General features: G+C 71.0%; 19 protein-coding genes. 7 read left to right on the forward strand and 12 right to left on the reverse strand.

All coding sequences use genetic code 11. The annotated features are described in order from the left end of the window. Positions 1-59 precede the first annotated feature (59 nt). Together ACIG5F_RS35180 and ACIG5F_RS35185 are read left to right on the forward strand one after the other, a co-directional pair. Positions 60-398, forward strand: coding sequence for a YciI family protein (locus ACIG5F_RS35180; protein ID WP_396524270.1), 339 nt, complete (start codon positions 60-62; stop codon positions 396-398). Next, positions 395-1,570, forward strand: a complete 1,176-nt coding sequence (locus ACIG5F_RS35185; protein ID WP_396524271.1) for an RNA polymerase sigma factor — start codon at positions 395-397, stop codon at positions 1,568-1,570. The genes ACIG5F_RS35180 and ACIG5F_RS35185 overlap by 4 nt, the downstream gene beginning before the upstream one ends. On the opposite strand, the gene ACIG5F_RS35190 is transcribed toward ACIG5F_RS35185, so the two are convergent. From ACIG5F_RS35190 to ACIG5F_RS35205, 4 genes are all read right to left on the reverse strand, one after another. Then, positions 1,506-2,534 (reverse strand): YbhN family protein, encoded by a 1,029-nt coding sequence (locus tag ACIG5F_RS35190; protein WP_396524272.1) that lies wholly within the window; start codon positions 2,532-2,534, stop codon positions 1,506-1,508. The two genes, ACIG5F_RS35185 and ACIG5F_RS35190, sit on opposite strands and share 65 nt — an antisense overlap. Positions 2,535-2,686: 152 nt before the next feature. Further along, positions 2,687-3,025: a hypothetical protein gene (locus ACIG5F_RS35195; RefSeq protein WP_396524273.1), complete on the reverse strand. Its 339-nt coding sequence runs from the start codon at positions 3,023-3,025 to the stop codon at positions 2,687-2,689. Then, a complete protein-coding gene (locus ACIG5F_RS35200) occupies positions 3,022-3,183 on the reverse strand; it encodes a hypothetical protein (protein WP_396524274.1) in 162 nt (53 codons plus the stop codon). The genes ACIG5F_RS35195 and ACIG5F_RS35200 overlap by 4 nt, the downstream gene beginning before the upstream one ends. Positions 3,184-3,335: 152 nt before the next feature. Then, positions 3,336-4,241, reverse strand: coding sequence for a helix-turn-helix domain-containing protein (locus ACIG5F_RS35205; protein ID WP_396524275.1), 906 nt, complete (start codon positions 4,239-4,241; stop codon positions 3,336-3,338). Between the two features lie 220 nt (positions 4,242-4,461). Between ACIG5F_RS35205 and ACIG5F_RS35210 the strand changes: the two genes are divergently transcribed. Then, entirely contained in the window at positions 4,462-5,277 is an 816-nt protein-coding gene (locus tag ACIG5F_RS35210; RefSeq protein ID WP_396524276.1) for an SAM-dependent methyltransferase, read from the forward strand. 3 nt (positions 5,278-5,280) lie between these two features. Here ACIG5F_RS35210 and ACIG5F_RS35215 read toward each other — a convergent pair whose 3' ends face one another. From ACIG5F_RS35215 to ACIG5F_RS35225, 3 genes are all read right to left on the reverse strand, one after another. Continuing rightward, on the reverse strand, positions 5,281-7,224 hold the full coding sequence (locus ACIG5F_RS35215; RefSeq protein WP_396524277.1) for an intein-containing Rv2578c family radical SAM protein: 1,944 nt from the start codon (positions 7,222-7,224) through the stop codon (positions 5,281-5,283). Positions 7,225-7,309: 85 nt separating this feature from the next. Further along, positions 7,310-7,690 carry a PPOX class F420-dependent oxidoreductase gene (locus ACIG5F_RS35220; RefSeq protein WP_396524278.1) on the reverse strand — a complete coding sequence of 127 codons (381 nt, stop codon included), beginning with the start codon at positions 7,688-7,690 and terminating at the stop codon, positions 7,310-7,312. A gap of 18 nt (positions 7,691-7,708) precedes the next feature. Beyond that, positions 7,709-8,302, reverse strand: coding sequence for a dihydrofolate reductase family protein (locus ACIG5F_RS35225; protein ID WP_396524279.1), 594 nt, complete (start codon positions 8,300-8,302; stop codon positions 7,709-7,711). An 88-nt stretch (positions 8,303-8,390) separates the two neighbouring features. Between ACIG5F_RS35225 and ACIG5F_RS35230 the strand changes: the two genes are divergently transcribed. Then, positions 8,391-8,888, forward strand: coding sequence for a winged helix-turn-helix transcriptional regulator (locus ACIG5F_RS35230; protein ID WP_396524281.1), 498 nt, complete (start codon positions 8,391-8,393; stop codon positions 8,886-8,888). Here ACIG5F_RS35230 and ACIG5F_RS35235 read toward each other — a convergent pair. After that, positions 8,837-9,718 carry an aminoglycoside phosphotransferase family protein gene (locus tag ACIG5F_RS35235; RefSeq protein WP_396524282.1) on the reverse strand — a complete coding sequence of 294 codons (882 nt, stop codon included), beginning with the start codon at positions 9,716-9,718 and terminating at the stop codon, positions 8,837-8,839. The genes ACIG5F_RS35230 and ACIG5F_RS35235 overlap by 52 nt on opposite strands. A 107-nt stretch (positions 9,719-9,825) precedes the next feature. On the opposite strand from ACIG5F_RS35235, the gene ACIG5F_RS35240 reads away from it, so the two are divergent. Together ACIG5F_RS35240 and ACIG5F_RS35245 are read left to right on the forward strand one after the other, a co-directional pair. Further along, on the forward strand, positions 9,826-10,038 hold the full coding sequence (locus ACIG5F_RS35240; RefSeq protein ID WP_396524283.1) for a hypothetical protein: 213 nt from the start codon (positions 9,826-9,828) through the stop codon (positions 10,036-10,038). 52 nt (positions 10,039-10,090) lie between these two features. Beyond that, entirely contained in the window at positions 10,091-11,713 is a 1,623-nt protein-coding gene (locus ACIG5F_RS35245) for a YibE/F family protein (RefSeq protein WP_396524284.1), read from the forward strand. A 1-nt stretch (position 11,714) separates the two neighbouring features. Here the strand turns inward: ACIG5F_RS35245 and hisS are convergent, their stop codons facing one another. The 3 genes from hisS to ACIG5F_RS35260 are packed head-to-tail and all read right to left on the reverse strand — an operon-like array spanning position 11,715 to position 14,326. After that, positions 11,715-12,965, reverse strand: coding sequence for a histidine--tRNA ligase (hisS, locus tag ACIG5F_RS35250; RefSeq protein WP_396524351.1), 1,251 nt, complete (start codon positions 12,963-12,965; stop codon positions 11,715-11,717). Positions 12,966-12,991: 26 nt separating this feature from the next. Next, positions 12,992-13,624 (reverse strand): hypothetical protein, encoded by a 633-nt coding sequence (locus tag ACIG5F_RS35255; protein WP_396524285.1) that lies wholly within the window; start codon positions 13,622-13,624, stop codon positions 12,992-12,994. 3 nt (positions 13,625-13,627) lie between these two features. Then, positions 13,628-14,326, reverse strand: coding sequence for an MBL fold metallo-hydrolase (locus ACIG5F_RS35260; RefSeq protein ID WP_396524286.1), 699 nt, complete (start codon positions 14,324-14,326; stop codon positions 13,628-13,630). Between the two features lie 129 nt (positions 14,327-14,455). Here ACIG5F_RS35260 and ACIG5F_RS35265 point away from each other — a divergent pair, with 129 nt between their 5' ends. Beyond that, entirely contained in the window at positions 14,456-15,307 is an 852-nt protein-coding gene (locus ACIG5F_RS35265; protein WP_396524287.1) for a peptidylprolyl isomerase, read from the forward strand. 185 nt (positions 15,308-15,492) lie between these two features. Here ACIG5F_RS35265 and ACIG5F_RS35270 read toward each other — a convergent pair whose 3' ends face one another. Next, positions 15,493-17,793, reverse strand: coding sequence for a RelA/SpoT family protein (locus ACIG5F_RS35270; RefSeq protein ID WP_396524288.1), 2,301 nt, complete (start codon positions 17,791-17,793; stop codon positions 15,493-15,495). Positions 17,794-17,967 lie beyond the last annotated feature (174 nt).

Here is a 17,967-nt window from a genome sequence, read left to right on the forward strand (position 1 = left end):
ATCGGCGTGCGGAGCGTTCGTGTAGAGGGTGACAATCCCACCTCAAGGAGGCAGTCGCCATGAAGAACTACCTGCTCAGCATCTACCAGCCGGTCGGTCCGATCCCGGAGCCGGAGGTGTTGGGGCCGATCATGGCCGACGTCGCGGCGGTGAACGACGAGATGCGGACGGCCGGGGCGTGGGTGTTCGACGGGGGCCTTTTCCCGCCGGACACGGCGACCGTGGTGCGGGTGAGCGACGGCGAGGTCGGCATGACGGACGGCCCGTACGTGGAGGGCAAGGAGCACCTGGGCGGCTTCGCGATCGTGCGGGCCGCGGACCTGGACGCGGCGCTGGAATGGGGCCGCAAGCTGGCGGCGGCGACGCGGCTGCCGGTCGAGGTCCGCCCGTTCCAGTGACCATCGAGCAGGTGTTCGCGGCGGAGTACGGGCGGGCGGTCTCGGTGCTGGTCCGCGTGTTCGGCGACATCGACGTGGCCGAGGACGCGGTCCAGGAGGCGTTCGCGACGGCGGTGCGGAAGTGGCCGGAGACCGGCCCCCCGCCGAGCCCGGCCGGCTGGATCATCACCACGGCCCGCAACGCCGCGATCGACCGCCTGCGCCGCGAGGCGTCCCGTGCGGACAAACAGGCGCAGGCGGCGCTCCTGCACGCCGCCGAGGAACCAGCGGAGGAGGGACCGGTGCGGGACGAGCGGCTGAGGCTGATCTTCACCTGCTGCCACCCGGCGCTGGCCCCGGCGGCGCGGGTGGCCCTGACCCTGCGTCTGCTGGGCGGCCTGACCACCCCGGAGATCGCCCGGGCGTTCCTGGTGCCGGAGAAGACCATGGCGCAACGGCTGGTGCGGGCCAAGGCCAAGATCCGCGACGCCGGCATCCCCTACCGGGTGCCGCGCGACGCCGACCTGCCCGACCGGCTCAAGGCCGTGCTGGCGGTGCTGTACCTGATCTTCACCGAGGGGCACGGGGCGATCCGGGACGACCTGTGCGCGGAGGCGATCCGGCTGACCCGGGTGCTGGCCGAACTGATGCCGGACGAGCCCGAGGTGTGGGGATTGCTGGCCCTGATGCTGCTGGTGCGGTCCCGCCGCGACGCCCGCACCACCGACACCGGCGATCTGGTGCTGCTGGCCGAACAGGACCGGTCCCTGTGGGACGCCGCGATGATCGCCGAGGGGCAGGCCATCGTGCGGCGGTGCCTGGCCTGGCGGCGGCCCGGGCCGTACCAGATCCAGGCGGCGATCAACGCCGTGCACAGCGACCCGCCGACCGACTGGGGCCAGATTCTCCAGCTGTACGACCAGTTGCTGCATTTCACGCCCACGCCGGTGGTGGCGCTGCATCGAGCGGTCGCGGTGGCCGAGCTGGACGGCCCACAACCGGCACTGGCCATTGTGGACGGTCTGGACCTGGCCTCGTACCACGTGTTCCACGTAGTGCGGGCCGATCTGCTGCGACGGCTGGGCCGGCCGGCCGAGGCCGCCGAGGCCTACCGCCGGGCCATCGAGCTCACGGAAAACTCGGCGGAGGAAGCGTTTCTGGCTCGACGGCTGCGGGAACTCGCCGCCGGTTGAGCAGCAGCCACAACACCCACCCCACAGTGATCACCAGGACCAGGCTGATCAGCCGGTACAGGATGACGCCGGCGATGGCGTCGTCGGCGGGCGTGCCGCCGGCGGTCAGCCCGAGCGTCAGCGCCCCGTCGACGACGCCGAGGCCGCCCGGCACCAGCGGCACGCTGGCCGCGGCCATGCCGGCGGTGTAGGCCACGAACACCTGCGCCACCGACAACCCCCGCGCCCCGGCGGCCAGGCAGCTCAGGCCGAAGCAGACCGCGTCCAGCAGCCAGTTGCCGGCGGCGAAACCCATCGCCACTCGCAGGTCCCGGGTGGACATCCGGATCACCGACAGCTGTTGCACCGCCCCCGACACCAGCTGTGTGCCGCGCTCCACCGACCGGCCGGTCACCCGCGCGAACCCGTTGAGCACCTTGCCGCACAACCACAACAGCCAGTGCGGGTGCTGCACGACCATGCGCAGGCACAGCGCCAGCCCGAGCGCCACCACCACATCGCCGACCAGGGCCAGCCAGCCGTGGCCGCCGCGGGTGAGCACGCCGCCGACCGCACCGATCAGGATCAGGGTGCCCGTGGACAGCGTGCCGCTCACCGCCACCGCCCAGGACGCCACCGCCGTCGAGGCCCCGAACCGCCGCATCTGCGAGAAGTTGAACGCCGTCGAGAACACCGGTCCACCCGGCAGGGTGACGCTGAGGGAGTGCGCCGCGTAGGCCAGCGCCACCGCCCGCTGGATCGGCACCACCGTCCCGGCCGCGCGCAGCAGCCGCCGCTGCATCCGGGCGAACAGGCCCATCGAGGCCAGGTCGGCCGCCACCGCCAAGCCCAGCAACGGCCAGTCCGGGGTGCGCAGATGCCCCAACGCCGAGGCCAGCGCCGGCGCCCCGTACCACAGCTCGGCCGCCAGCAACGCGACCGCCAACGCCGTCGCCACGATCTTGAGTCGGCGAACGGCGGTCACCCGGTGATCGTAAAACGCCGATTCCATCCCAGCCCGACGAAGCGGGTCCCACACCAGGAAAGCGCTCACCCACCGCTCCCCACGCTTGGAAGGGGGCTTTCCTACACTCGGAGTGGAGGAAAGCCCCCTTCCAAGCGTCGGTCGCGAAGGGGTTAGCTGGCTACGGCGTGAGGCAGGAGCAGGGAGCTGGGGGTGCGGTCGTCGGGCAGGTCGAGCAGCTCGGTCAGCACCTCGCCGGCGGTGCCGGCGGAGCGCCAGGTGATGCGGGCCGGGGTGAGGAAGTTGGTCTCGTCGCCGGGCATGCGGGTGGCGACCACGTCGTCCTCGCCCCGCAGCCAGACCACGTCGATGACGTTGTGGTGGGCCCGCACGCCGATGACGGCGACGACCTGCCCCTCGGGGCTGCGGGGGTGCATGAACCGGAATCCCTTGGCCACCAGCTCGCCGAGCCGCTGGTCGGTGGAACCTGGTGCCTCAGTCGTGGAAGTCATCGAACTCGCCATCTCTTCGCGCCGGCCACCGGGGCCGCGATCTCGGCTCGGGCGCCAGCCACCGCCGGGCCGGCCGGGCAGCGGGAGCAGCCGCGCACGCTCAGTCGCCCGTTCAACGCCCCCAGTGGCGCCTTGGCGTCGTGGACCTGGCCGGTCATGCTCCCCACCCTTCGTGCTCGCATTCGAGCTTGCAGCTGCACGTGCATCTGAGTGTTGGGTCACATTAGCACGGCCACATGCACGTGCAGATGAGCGACAGGCAAGTTGGGCCGGTGGGGTGATCTTCGGCCCCAGCCCTACAGTGACGCTCCTACAGCGCGTCCATCACCTCGGCCAGCGAGCGCCGGGTGCGCTCCGGGGTCTCGGCGTCGACCATCAGCCGGTCCACCACCCGGCTGTAGGCCTCGATCTCCTGTCTCTTGTCCAGATACAGCGCGCCGGTCAGGTGCTCGATGTAGACCAGGTTGGGCAGCTCGGGCTCGGCGAAGCGCAGCATGGTGAACGAGCCCTCGGCGGCGTACCCGCTCAGGTCGAATGGAACCACCTGGATGGTGATGTTGGGGCGCTTGGTGTACTCGATCAGCCGCTTGAGCTGGGCCCGCATGATCTCCTTGCCGCCGATCGGCCGGTGCAGCACCGACTCGTCCAGCACGGCCCACAGCCGCGGCGCGTTGGGCTTGGTCAGCAGCTCCTGGCGCTTGAGCCGCAGCCGCACCCGGCGCTCGACCACGTCCCCGGCGGCCTCGGGCCGGCCGCGGGTGGCGATGGCCCGGGCGTAGTCCTCGGTCTGCAACAGGCCCGGCACGAACTGGGCCTCGTAGGTCTGGATGCGGGCGGCCGACTCCTCAAGGCCGACGTAGTCCTGGAACCAGTCGGGCATCAGGTCGGTGTAGCGGTGCCACCAGCCGGGCTCATTGGACCGCTTGACCATGTCCAGGAAGACCTCGCGCTCGCCGGGGTCGTCCACCCCGTACAGCGAGAGCAGGTCGGCGACGTCGCGCTCCTTGAAGCTGACCCGCCCCAGCTCGAGTCGGCTGATCTTGGACTCGGAGCCGCGGATGGCGTAGCCGGCGTCGGCGCGGGTGATCTCCGCGCCCTCGCGCAGCCGGCGCAGCTGGGAGCCGAGCACGATGCGCCGCGCTGTCGGCCCGGCACCATGATCAACCGAGCGGCCGTTACCACTTTCGGATGAATTGGTGGGGTCAATCGCGCCCATCGTGGCTCCTCCCGTACGCCATCGCCACCCGGAACCGCCCTGCTCGCGGTGCCCTCCCCAGGTGCTTCCATCAGGGCCTTTTCCCGGCGATCCCGACTACTCAACGTACACCGAGGCCGGTGCCGACCGACAGCGCACCGCCGTTTACCGCAGCCTTGGCGCAGCAATAGGCTTACCCGCTCGGTTGCCGGAACCACCAAAGACGGTCTGCGAGGCGGAGATGCCCGTTCCCAAAACCCCTGTCCACATCGACACCACCAAGGCCAGCATCGCCCGGGTCTACGACGCGTTCCTGAACGGCAAGGACAACTACGAGGTCGACCGAGAGGTGTTCCGGCGGGTCAAGTCGGTCGCCCCCGAGGCCGCCCTGCTGGCCATCGACAACCGGAACTTCCTGATCCGCGCGACCCGGTTCATCGCCAGCCAGACCAACATCACCCAGTACCTGGACTGCGGCTCCGGCCTGCCCACGGCCGAGAACACCCACCAGGTGGCGCAGCGGCTCAACCCCGACTCCAAGGTCGTCTACGTGGACAACGACCCGGTGGTGATCGCGCACGGCCGGGCGCTGCTGGAGGAGAACGACCAGACCCACTTCAGCGCGGCCGACATCTTCAACCCCGAAGAGGTGCTGCAGGACGAGGTGGTGCGCAAGCACATCGACTTCAACGAGCCGCTGGCCCTGTTCCAGATGGGCACCATCCACCACTACACCGGCGACCGGTCGCAGGAGATCATGCAGACCTACATCGACGCGCTGCCCTCGGGCTCGTACGTGGGGCTGAGCCACTTCTTCGACCCGGAGCAGGACGAGTACAACGAGCTGGCCCGCCGCATGGAGGACATGTTCGTGCACAGCCCGATGGGCAGCGGCGTGTTCCGCACCCGGGCCGAGATCGAGGGCATGTTCCCCGGCCTGGAGATGGTCGAGCCGGGCGTGGTGGAGTGCGTGCGCTGGTGGCCGGACGGCCCGCAGATCAAGCCGATGGACCCGGTGCAGTACTGCATCGTCGGCGGCATCGGCCGCAAGCCGTAGTTCTCACAACAGGGTGAGCTGCTCCAGGTCGACGCGATGGGCAGGGGCCACCGCGTCGACCGGCAGCGCCCCGGCCGGCCAGGTCGCCTCCTGGTCCGCGCCGGGAACGCCGGCGGCGGCGTCCCGGGAGACCTTCGGCGCCAGGCCGTGCTTGCGCACCAACGGTTCCACCAGGGCTGCGAGCTGGCGCCGGTAGCGACGGTCCGCGTAGCTGCCGTTGCCGTAGAGCCGGCGATAGCCAGGGACCAATGAGGGGTGTTCCCGTTTCAGCCAGCCGGCAAACCATTCTCGGGCCCCCGGCCGCAGATGCAGGGCCAACACGGTGACGCCGGTGGCGCCGGCGGCGGCGATCGAGCCGAGCAGCTCGTCCAGCCGTTCCCGGGAATCGGTCAGCCAGGGCAGCACCGGCGCGATGAACACCCCGCACGGCAGGCCGGCGTCGGTGACCCGCCGGACCAGCTCCAACCGGGCCTGCGGGCTGGGTGTGCCGGGTTCCAGGGTGTGCTGGACCTCCTTGTCCAGCAAGGCGATCGAGACGCCCAGGCCGACTGGCACCCGTTTGCTCGCCTCGACCAGCAGCGGGATGTCGCGGGCCATGGTGGTGCCCTTGGTCAGGATGGAGAACGGCGTGCCGGAGTCGGCCAGCGCCCGGATGATGCCGGGCATCAGCTGGTAGCGGCCCTCGGCCCGCTGGTACGGATCGGTGTTGGTGCCCATGGCGACGTGCTCACGGGTCCAGCGCGGCGAGGACAGCTTGGCCCGCAACGCCTCGGCGGCGTTGACCTTGACCACGACCTGGCTGTCGAAGTCGTGGCCGGCGTCAAGATCCAGGTACGTGTGGGTGTTGCGGGCAAAGCAGTTGTGGCTCACGATCCCGTCGGCGATGAAGTCGCCGGTGCCGGTGGTGATGTCGTAGAGCCGCCGGGTGTCGAGGCGCTCGATCGCCGTCACGGTCTGGTTCGCGGCCGGCACCAGCTCGCCCTGCACGTCCAGCCGGCCGGCCGTGGCCGGGTCGACGGTCTGGCGGAAGCGCAGCCGCTCGGCCGGATCCGCGGTCAGCACCACCGCCCGGCGGTCCTCGGTGATGTGGTGGTCGAAGTCGAGTTCCTTCAACGCCAGGCAGATCGCGTCCAGCAGCCGGGGGTCCCGGGTGAAGATCCTCGGCACGCCGTCGCGCACGCTGCCCCGGGCGTCGAAGATCCCGGCCAGCAATCCCTTGTGCCAGTCCAGCCCCGGCGCCAGCGGAAGGTCCTCCGGCACGGCCGAGGTGCCCAACTCCGAGAGATAGCGCTCGGTGCGGTCGATGCCCTCGGCCCCGGCCAGCGCCACCCGGAAGCCTTGCGTGCCACCACCCGGACCGATGCCACACTGGACCATGCCGCACAGGTAGCCCCGTTGGTAGCCCTCGGTTTCCTCCGGCGGTAAGGCGAACTTGCCGGTGCCGACCAGTTCCGTGCCCACGGTCAGGTGGGGACGCATCGCGCCGGCCACGTGCCGCCAGCCGTCGGCGGCCAGGAACCGGTGGTCGCCGCTGGCCACGATCTCCGTGCCGTCGCGCAGGGTGATCCGGTAGGCCCGCTTGCTGGTGGTCCAGTGGGCCAGCACCTTCGTGCGCACGTAGCGGCGTTCCCCGCCGACCACGCTGGTGCCGACGATGTCGTCGCCGACCTCCAGTCGTGCCAACGGTTTTGTGCTGCCGTCGGCCAGCATGATCGGCGTGGCCCCGTCCAGGCAGTAGACGCAGCCGTGCGTGCAGCCGCGGTAGGGGTTGACCGTCCAGCTGAACGGCATGGGCGAGCCCCCGGGCACCCGGTTGAGCACGCTCTTGGCCCGCACCTCGTGGAACACCACGCCGGCGAACTCCGGCGAGCGCACCGACCTGATCAGGCCGGACAGTCCCAGCAGGGCCGGCTGGTCGCGGTCCACCCGTTGCTCGTCCCATCGCACCCCGCCATTCGAACACGTGTTCGATCGGACGTCAACCGCGTTCCCCCGGCCGGGGCGGATCACCAAGCCGGACCGGGGAAAGCCGTCACATGCCGATGCGGTGCCGGTCGGGTTCGATGAGGGCGACGACCCGCTCGGCCTCGCGCGTGTAGGGGCCGCCGATGTACTTGGTGGCGATCCGGTCGACGATCTCCCAGGCGGCGTCGCCGTCGAGCCACTCGGCGACCCGGCCGCGGATGATCACCGGCTGGAACGGATTGTCCGGCGGCGTAAGGGAAATCGCGACGCGCGGGTCGCGGCGGAGGTTGCGCGCCTTGCGGCTGCCCGGGCCGGTGATGATGGCGATGCGGTCGCCGTGCGTGCCGATCCACACGGGGACGGAGTGGGGCGCGCCGTCGGGCAGGACGGTGGCGAGGTGGGCGATCGGGTTGCCGTCGAGCACGGTGCGCAGGTCGGGGTCGAGCATGATGGTCGCCTCCTGGCGTCAGCGCTGGATTTCGTAGTGCAGGTGGGTGACGCCGGGGGCCACGACGGCGTCGATCAGGCGCAGGCGCACGTGTTCGGGCAGGGCCCGGAAGAACGGACGGCCGCCGCCGAGCAGGATCGGCACCTGGTGCAGGACAACCTCGTCGACCAGTCCGGCGGCGATCGCCGCGGTGACCACGCCGCCGCCCATGAGGCCGACATCCTTTCCGCCGGCGACTTCCTGGGCCGTCGCGATCGCGTCCTCGATGCCCGTGGTGACCAGGATCTGCCGGTCGGTGATCTCCGGGGCGGGCCGGTGGCTGAGGACGACCAGCCGGGCGTCGGGGTGCGGACCGCCGCCGCCGAAGTGGTCGGAGTCCTCAAAGGTGTTGCGGCCGGCCACGATCGCGCCGACCCGGCCGGCGAGGGCGTCGAAAACGCGGGCGCTGGGCTCGCTCAGCGTGAAGCCGTCGAACACCTGACTGGGCGTGTCGCCGTCGAAGTACCAGTCGAACAGCGCCCCGCCGTCGCCGAGCCCGCGACCGGGGCCGGGCTCGCGGCCGGTGATGTAGCCGTCGACCGAGACCGCCAGCGCGGTGAACACCTTGCCCATCCCGACCCTCCTTTGAGTTCCTTCAAGAGACTCCATGACCGTAGCAGGTGGAGTTCCCTGAGGGAACCCCGATTGCTAGACTGGGCCCATGCAGCGCACCGACTACAGCAAGATGGTCTGCTCGATCGCCCGGACGCTGGACGTCATCGGGGAGCCGTGGTCGCCGCTGATCCTGCGGGACGTGTGGGTCGGCATCAACCGGTTCGACGACCTCCAGGCCGATCTCGGCATCTCCCGCAAGGTGCTGACCGAGCGGCTGAACCACCTCGTCGACCACCAGGTGCTCGACCGCAGGCCCTACGACCGCCGGCCGCGCCACGAGTACGTCCTGACCGAACGCGGCACCGAACTGGTCGACCTGCTCATGGTCATGGCCGGCTGGGGCGACCGGTGGCTCGCCGGCGAGGCCGGCCCGCCCGTGCTCTACCGCCATCACACCTGCGGCGAGATCAGCCGGGTCGACCTGCGCTGTGTCCACTGTGGAGAGTCCATGCACGCCAACGACGTCGACGTCCTGCCCGGCCCCGGCGCGGCTCAGGCGACCAGGGCCAGCAACTCCTCCACCGCCGCCGCCGGACCGTCATAGGTCAGGTGCGAGATGACGAACATCGGCGCGATCACCCGCGCCCACGCGTAAAGCCGATCTCCGTCGAGTCCGCACGCATTCGCCACGCGCTGGCAGCGGGCCTCGACGCCGTCCAGCCCGGCGGCGGCAACGACGTAGTCGACGGCGTCGAAACACGGATCGCCGATGCACGCCTTGGGATCGATCGCCACCAAACCCCGCGTCGGACCGCCGTCGAGGACGTTGCCGAGGTGAAGATCCCCGTGCAGCAACACGGTTCGGGACTGGCTGTCCAGCAACGCCTCGCAACGCCGGTATGCCCGTTGCCACGTCGTCTGGTCGAGCCGGGCGCTGATGACCGGGTCCGCCAGCCGGCGACCGATCCGGGCGAAAGCCTCCTCCAGCCGTCCACGCAGACGCAGCGGCCACTCCCCCGGCGGCGTCACGGCATGCAGGGCCTTGAGCAGCTCGCCCCACTGTTCCGGCAGCGATTCCTGGGGCAGATCCCCGGCCTCGGCGCCGGGCCGGATCTCCTCCAGCACCATCACCCCGGCCTCGACGTCGGCGGCCAGGACCGCCGGCACGCGACCGGTCGGCGTGAACAATCCGAGCATTTCCGCCTGTTTGGCCAACAACTCCCGATCCGGGCTGAACTTGAGCACCGCGGGCGTCCCGTCCGGCCATTGGCAGCGCATGATCACCGAGGACGCGCCGCTCTCGAACAGCTCCCCCAGCACCAGATTCCACCGGGCGGCCAGCCGCTCGGCGACCGTCGGGACCTCGGCCAGCCAGCCCGCGGCCTCAGGCCCGTAGCGGCTGGTCAACCGGGCGGCGACGTCGTCCATGTCCATCGGGCCAGCTTGCACGTGCGGTGGGCCGCCGCATCAACCAGGTGGTGGATCTCGGTCTGCCCGCGCGGTCGATGCGATCGGCCCTGGTCAGCAACCAGACTGGTGACATGTTCACCAAGAAGCGAGCTCAGGCGTGGGAAGGCGTTGTCCTCGAGAAGTCGCGCGGGATGACCGACGGCGCGAACCTGTACCGCTACCTCACGGTGCGGCTGTCCACCGGCCGGGCCCGCAAGGTGCGGGTCGACCGCGACCTGTGGGACTCCGTGGCCCAGGGCGACGGGATCGTCAAGGAGGCCGGCGCCAAACCGGCCAAGAAGTAGCGGCTGCGGCGTTCGGAGCAACCCAAAGGGGCGGCCCGGAGTCAGCCACGGCATGGCAAAGGGAACCCCGGAGCCGGTCCCCGGTGACACGGCCGGTCCCGGCACCGGTCAGGATGTGGTGGTGAGCCACGGGCACGGGCACAGCCACGGACCGGCGGCACCGGCCTCGGCCCGGGTGCGCAAGCTGGTCATCGGCCTGCTGCTGCCGCTGATGGCGTTGACCGTGGTCGGCCTGGTGGTGCTGTACCCATGGGGCGGGCACGCGACGGCGGCCAATGCCGGGGTGGACGGGCCGACGATCACCGAGCACGGCGTGGTCACCAAGGTGGCGGCCAACGACTGCGGCGGGGGAAACACCGCGGGCGGGGCGGCCGGCGGGGGTTCAACCGGCGGCGGCGGGGCGCAGTGCGAGGCGGTGACCGTCCAGCTCGACAACCAGCAGACCATCACCGAGCCGATGCCGATCGAGCCGTCCACGCCCCGGTTCAGCGTGGGCGACAAGGTGGTGCTGGGCTACAACGGGGCGGACCCGAACGACCCGACCTCCTACCAGCTGCTGGACTACCAGCGCGGATTTCCGTTGGCGCTGCTGGGAGTGCTGTTCGCGGCAGCGGTGCTGATCCTGGGACGCATGCAGGGGCTGAAGGCCCTGGGCGCGCTGGTGCTGACGTTCGTGGTGGTCGTGCTCTTTGTGCTGCCGGCGATGCTGGCCGGCAAGGATCCGCTGTCGGTCGGCGTGGTCGGCGCGGCGGTGATCATGTTCATGGTGCTGTACCTGACCCACGGGCTGTCGGCGCGGACCTCGACGGCGGTGGTGGGCACGCTGGCCAGCCTGGGCCTGATCGGGGTGCTGGGCTGGCTGTTCTCGGTGGTGGGCAACCTGACCGGCCTCGACGAGGACACCGCCAACCTGATCACCGTGCTCGGCCACGGCATCGACGCCCGGGGCCTGCTGCTGGCCGGCATCGTCATCGGCTCGGTCGGTGTGCTCGACGACGTCACCGTCACGCAGACCAGCGCGGTGTGGGAGTTGCGGCGGGCCAACCCCAAGCTGAGCTGGCGCGAGCTGTACGCCGCCGGCCTGCGCATCGGCCGCGACCACATGTCGTCCTCGGTCAACACCCTGGTGATGGCCTACGCCGGCGCCGCCCTGCCGCTGCTGCTGGCCTACGCCGCGAGCGGCCGCGGCCTGACCGACGTGCTGACGGCCGAGACCGTGGCCCAGGAGCTGGTGCGGACCCTGGTCGGCAGCATCGGACTGGTCGCATCGGTGCCGATCACGACCTTGCTCGCGGCGATGATCGCCCGGCAGGAGACGATCGAGGAGCCGGCGGTCGCCGAACCCGAGGTCCCCGAGCCCGCCAAGGCCAAAGAGCCCGAACCGCCGGCACGCCCCAAGCGCGTCAACCCCGACGACATGCCCACCGAGCAGTTCGAAGCCGTACGGCCTCGACCCCGGAACCCAGCCGGTGCGATGCCCCGCCGCCAGCCACCCGAGCAGCACACCCAGCTCGCGCCGCGACGGGGACAACTGCCGCCGCGACGGCAGCAGCCACCGGGTCAGGCCCGGCGGCTGCCGCCCCCGCCCGAGCTGCCGGGCGGCCACCCGTCCGCGCCGCCGGAGCTGCGCAACCGGCCGGTGCGCCGGCCCCCGGACGTCAACGCCGAGGACTAGCTCACTTGCCGAGCGGGCGCTCCTCCGGCTCCACGGTGTCGGCCTTGAGGTGGATCAGCGAGGTGTAGCCGGCGGCCTCCAACCGACCCAGCTGCGCGCCGAACTTGCCGGATCGCGGCTGCACGGCGGCGGTGCGACCGCCGGAACGGACCTCGCGGGCCACCCGGAACACGGTGGCCAGCGGGACGTCCGACTCGAACAGCACGGCGACGCTGTCCTTGCGAGGCAGCTCGCCCAGCATGTCGACGATGCGCTCGAAGCCGATGGAGAAGCCGCAGGCCGGCACGTCCTTGCCCAGCGAACGGCCGATCAGCTTGTCGTAGCGGCCGCCGCCGGCCAGCGAGTACGACACCGACGGGTGCCCGACCTCGAAGATCTGCCCGGTGTAGTAACCCATGCCGCGCACCAGGGTCGGGTCGAACTCCCAGGTCAGCCCGGGCAGCTCGTCCAGGCAGCCGGCCACCGTGCCCAGGTCGGCCACGACGTCCTCGGCCAGCGCCGGCACCACGTCGGCCAGCGTGTCGGCGACCTTGTCGGCGGCCAGCCCGGTCAGCGACTCGATGCGTTCCCGGGCCGCGTCCACCGCGGCCGCCGGCAGGTCCCGGCCGACCAGCTCGGCCCGCACCCCGTCCCAGCCGATCTTGTCCAGCTTGTCCAGCCCGATGAAGAACGTCGACCACGCCGATTCCTCCAGGCCGACCGCGGCGGCCAGCGCGGACAGGTACCGACGGTCGGACAGCCGCACCGTGGTGCCGGACAGGCCGACCGCGGCCAACGCCTCCGTGGTGGCCTCGATCAGCTCCACCTCGGCCAGCACCGACGCCTCGCCGATCACGTCGATGTCGCACTGGTAGAACTGGCGGTAGCGCCCCTTGGCCGGCCGCTCGGCCCGCCACACCGGCCCGAACTGGAAGGACCGGAACGGCGTCGGCAGCGCGGCCTGGTTGTTGCCGTAGAACCGGGTCAGCGGCACCGTGAGGTCGAAGCGCAGCCCGAAGTCGATCAGGTCGGCCAGCGGGGTGTCGGCCTCGACGACCGGCGGCAGGCCCCGGCGCAGGATCTGGAACAGCAGCTTCTCGTTCTCGCCGCCCTGGCCGCCGGTGAGCCGGTTGATGTCCTCCAGCGCGGGCGTCTCGATGCGCTGGAAGCCGAACCGATGATAGACGTCCGTGATCGTCGCGAGCACGTGGTCACGGGTGGCCACGGCCGACGGGAGCAGGTCACGGGTGCCCCGGGCGGGGCTGTTGTCCATCTTCACCTTGCGGTCCTCAATATCGGTTACGAGTCGAGCGTGGCCACGAAACTGGTCACGGTGTCGGTCTTGAGTCGTTGGGCCAGCTTGCCGGCCGGCACGGCCCCGGCCAACTGATATAGCGGCCGGCCGCCCATGTCCTCGCCGCGGGCCTCGGCCCGCAGCTGGGCCACCAGCAGCTCGGCGAACACCAGCGCCCCGGGGTCGCCGGCGCCGGACAGGCCGTCGGCCAGCTTGCGCAGCGCCAGCACGCCCAGCTCGCGGCCGCCGGCCGCCGCGTAGGTGGCCAGCGCGACGTTGATGGTGCGGCCCTTGGGCGCGCCGGTGATCAGCAGCCCGATGGTGCGGGTGCCGCGCACGTCCGTGACCATCAGGTCCAGGCCGGTCAGGCCGTGCAGGTCCACGGTCCGGGCCCCCAGCGCCCGCACCGACACCCGGTGGCCCTCCAGCCACACGCGTCGGCGGGCCTCCACCAGGGCCAGCAGGATCAGCGGCACGGCGACCACCACCGCGGTGATCCCGCCGGCGACGAACCCGCCGAGCAGGGCCACCACCTGGCCGATCACCAGGCCCAGCACCAGCGCCGCGACCACCACCAGCCGGGCCCGCTTGCGCAGCGCCGCCGGGTCGATCAGGTCAAGCGGGACACGCTCGGCCACGCCTCACATCCCCGTTCGCGGGGCGGCCGGGCGGTCCGAGCCCAGGCCGAGCAGGAACGGATTGCCGGCGCGCTCGCGGCCGATGGTGCTGCTGCCCCCGTGCCCGGGCAGCACGACGGTGTCGTCGGGCAGCGGCAACACCTTGTGCCGCAACGAGTTCAGCATCGCCGAGTGATCGCCGCCGGGCAGGTCGGTGCGGCCGATCGAGCCGGCGAACAACGTGTCCCCGGACAGCACCAGCCGGCCGCCCTGCTCGGTGCCGGCGCGGAACATCACCGAGCCGCCGGTGTGGCCGGGCGTGTGGTCGACCAGCAGGCTCAGGCCGGCCAGGTCCAGCGTCGCGCCGTCGGCCAGCTCGCGGACCTCGGACGGCTCGCGCATCTCCAGCCGGCCGCCGAAGAACGCGGCCGACTCCTGGCTCACGCCCTTGAGCGGGTCGGACAGCAGGTCCCGGTCGTCCGGGTGGATCCAGGCCGGGACGTCGTTGCCGTCGCACACCGGCGTGACCGAGAAGCAGTGGTCGAAATGGCCGTGGGTGAGCAGCACCGCCACCGGTGACAGCCGGTGCTTGCGCAGCGCCTGCGCGACCCCCTCCTCGGCGTCCTGGCCGGGGTCGACGATCACGCAGGGCTCACCCTCGCCGGCCGCGAGCAGATAGCAGTTGGCCTGGAGGGCGCCGGCCGGGAACCCGACGACAAGCACGGGCGGAACCTCCATCCGGGGGCGAATCGACCCGGCAAGCCTACCGGGCGGGGACCACCACACAGCGGTCACACCCCGTCGTCCTACACTCGCGGCAGTCTTGTCAGCACGACCACGGGGAGATGGCAGGTGCCGAGCAACGAACAGCGCCGCGAGGCCGCGAAGCGGAAGTTGGAGCGGCAGCTCGTTCGTCGAGCTCAGCGGGCCCGCAGGCGCCGCATCACCAGCATTTCCGTGACGGCCGTGGTAGTCGTGCTGGTGGCCGGCGGCGTGTGGTGGCTGGTGACCAGCCCCGGCGCGAGCTCCGACGCCGCCGCGGCGTCCACCACGCCGACGCCGACCTCGTCGACGCCGATCACCATCCCGACCGCGCTGGCCCCCGCGCCCAAGCGGCCCACGCCGCTGGCCGCCACGGTGAACTGCACGTACACCAAGGACGGCGACGCGGCCAAGGCCAACAACCTGCCCAACGGCAGCAACATCTCCACCCAGGGCACCGTGACGGTGACGCTGAAGACCAACGACGGCGACATCCCGCTGACCCTGGACCGCTCGCTCGCGCCGTGCGCGGTGAACAGCTTCCTGAGCCTGTCCGGCCAGGGCTACTACGACAACACCAGCTGCCACCGGCTGAGCACCTCCGGCCTGCAGATGCTCCAGTGCGGCGACCCCAAGGGCGACGGCACCGGCGGCCCCGGCTACAAGTTCGACGACGAGGTCTGGGACTCGATCAAGTACGGCCGCGGCTACCTGGCCATGGCCAACTCGGGCCCGAACACCAACGGCAGCCAGTTCTTCCTGGTCTACGGCGACGCCCAGCTGGACCCCAGCTACACCGTCTTCGGCACCATCTCCGATGCCGGCCTCAAGGTGATCGACGACATCGCCAAGGCCGGTGACGACGGCGCCTACGACAGCAGCGCCGGCGGTGGCCACCCCAACAAGAAGGTCACCATCACCAAGGCCCAGGTCGCGGCCTAACCCTGACGCACAAGAAGCGGGGCCCCGGGAATCCCTCCCCGGGGCCCCGCTCACGCGCCCCCACCCCATCCCCCACCCCCCGCCCCCGCCCACGTCACCCCCCTGACAGGAAGGGGGCTTTCCTACACTCCGAGTGTAGGAAAGCCCCCTTCCTGTCACTGGATGCAGTGAAAAAGGGCCTCGGGTCAGGAGGCGGAGGTGACGCGGTAGACGTCGTAGACGCCCTCGACGCTGCGGACGACCTTGAGCACGTGGCCCAGGTGCTTGGGGTCGCCCATCTCGAACGAGAAGCGGCTGACCGCGACCCGGTCCTTGGACGTGGTCACCGAGGCCGACAGGATGTTGACCTTCTCGTCGGCCAGCACCTTGGTGATGTCGGACAGCAGGCGGTGCCGGTCCAGCGCCTCCACCTGGATGGCCACCAGGAACAGCGAGGAGGAGTTCGGGGCCCACTCCACGTCGACCAGCCGCTCCGGCGAGGCGAGCAGCTCGCTGGCGTTGGTGCAGTCGGTGCGGTGCACGGAGACGCCGCCGCCCCGGGTCACGAAGCCCATGATGTCGTCGCCGGGCACCGGGGTGCAGCAGCGGGCCAGCTTCACCCACACGTCGCTGGCGTCCTTGACGACCACACCCGGGTCGCCGGGGGCACGCCGCCGGACGGCGGTGGACGGGGTGGAGCGCTCGGCCAGCTCCTCCTCGGCGTGATCCACCCCGCCGAGCAGCGCCACCAGCCGCTGGACCAGGTGCCGGCCGGAGACCTGCCCCTCGCCGACGGCCCGGTACAGGGCGCTGACGTCGGGTAGCCGCAGCTCCTTGGTCAGCGCGGCCATCGAGTCGGCGGTGACCAGCCGCTGGATCGGCAGCCCGACCCGGCGCACCTCCTTGGCGATCGACTCCTTGCCGTTCTCGATCGCCTCCTCACGCCGTTCCTTGGCGAACCACTGCTTGATCTTGGCCCGGGCCCGCGGCGAGGCGGCGAAACCCAGCCAGTCCCGGCTCGGCCCGGCGCCCTCGGCCTTCGAGGTGAAGATCTCGACGACCTCGCCGTTCTCCAGCTTGCGCTCCAGCGCCACCAGCCGGCCGTTGACCCGCGCGCCGATGCAGCGGTTGCCGACCTCGGTGTGCACGGCGTAGGCGAAGTCGACGGGGGTGGAGCCGGCCGGCAGCGTCTCCACGTCGCCCTTGGGCGTGAACACGAAGATCTCGCGGGCGGCCAGGTCGTAGCGCAGCGCCTCCAGGAACTCGCCCGGGTCGGCGGCCTCCCGCTGCCAGTCCAGCAGCTGGCGCATCCAGGCCATCTCGTCGACCTCGACGCCGCGGCCGGAGTGCGTGCCCTTGGTCTCCTTGTACCGCCAGTGCGCGGCGATGCCGTACTCGGCGGTGCGGTGCATCTCGTGGGTGCGGATCTGCACCTCGAGCGGCTTGCCGTCCGGCCCGATCACGGTGGTGTGCAGCGACTGGTACACGCCGAACCGGGGCTGGGCGATGTAGTCCTTGAACCGGCCGGGCATCGGCTGCCACAGCGCGTGCACCACGCCCATGGCGGCGTAGCAGTCGCGCACGTCGTCGACCATGATGCGCACGCCGACCAGGTCGTGGATGTCGTCGAAGTCGCGGCCCCGGACGATCATCTTCTGGTTGATCGAGTAGTAGTGCTTGGGCCGGCCGGCGACGTTGGCGTTGATGCGCGAGGCCTCCAGCTGGCTGTGCAGCTCGTCGAGCACCTTGCGCAGGTAGGTGTCGCGGGACGGGGCCCGGTTGGCCACCAGCCGCACGATCTCGTCGTACTTCTTGGGCTGCAGGATGGCGAAGGCCAGGTCCTCCAGCTCCCACTTGACGGTGGCCATGCCCAGCCGGTGGGCCAGCGGGGCCAGCACCTCCAGCGTCTCGCGGGCCTTGCGGGCCTGCTTCTCCGGCGGCAGGAAGCGCATGGTGCGCATGTTGTGCAGCCGGTCGGCCAGCTTGATCACCAGCACCCGGGGGTCGCGGGCCATGGCGATGACCATCTTGCGGATGGTCTCGGCTTCGGCCGCCGCGCCCAGCTTGACCTTGTCCAGCTTGGTGACGCCGTCGACCAGGTGCGCGACCTCGTCGCCGAAGTCCTCGCTGAGCAGCTCGAGCGAGTAGTCGGTGTCCTCGACGGTGTCGTGCAGCAGCGCGGCCACCAGCGTGGTGGTGTCCATGCCCAGCTCGGCCAGGATGGTGGCCACGGCCAGCGGGTGCGTGATGTACGGGTCGCCCGACTTGCGACGCTGGCTGCGGTGTTTCTCCTCGGCCACGTCGTAGGCGAACTGGAGCAGGCCGAGATCGGCCTTGGGGTGCAGCTCGCGGTGCACCGCCGCGAGCGGCTCCAGCACCTGTTTCACCGGTGCGGCGCGCTGCGCGGTGATGCGCCTGGCCAGGCGCGCTCGTACCCGGCGTGTCGCCGAGGGTGGCCGAGCGGCCACCGGCTGTGGCGATGCCGCGGGTTCGACGTCTTGGCTCAACCACACTCCCGGTGCTGATCGGGTGGATCGTTTCTGCACCGAGGATAACTCTGGATCGAGCCCGAGGATTCCGAACGGCGACAAGCGTGCCGCTCGACACGATGAACGCGCCCCCGATATCGGCCCAGCTAGTCACCCCGACCCCGGCGAGTCGCGCTCTCCGAGCGGGACTCG

Source organism: Kutzneria sp. NPDC052558 (assembly GCF_044547355.1).
Taxonomy (GTDB): Bacteria; Actinomycetota; Actinomycetes; order Mycobacteriales; family Pseudonocardiaceae; genus Kutzneria.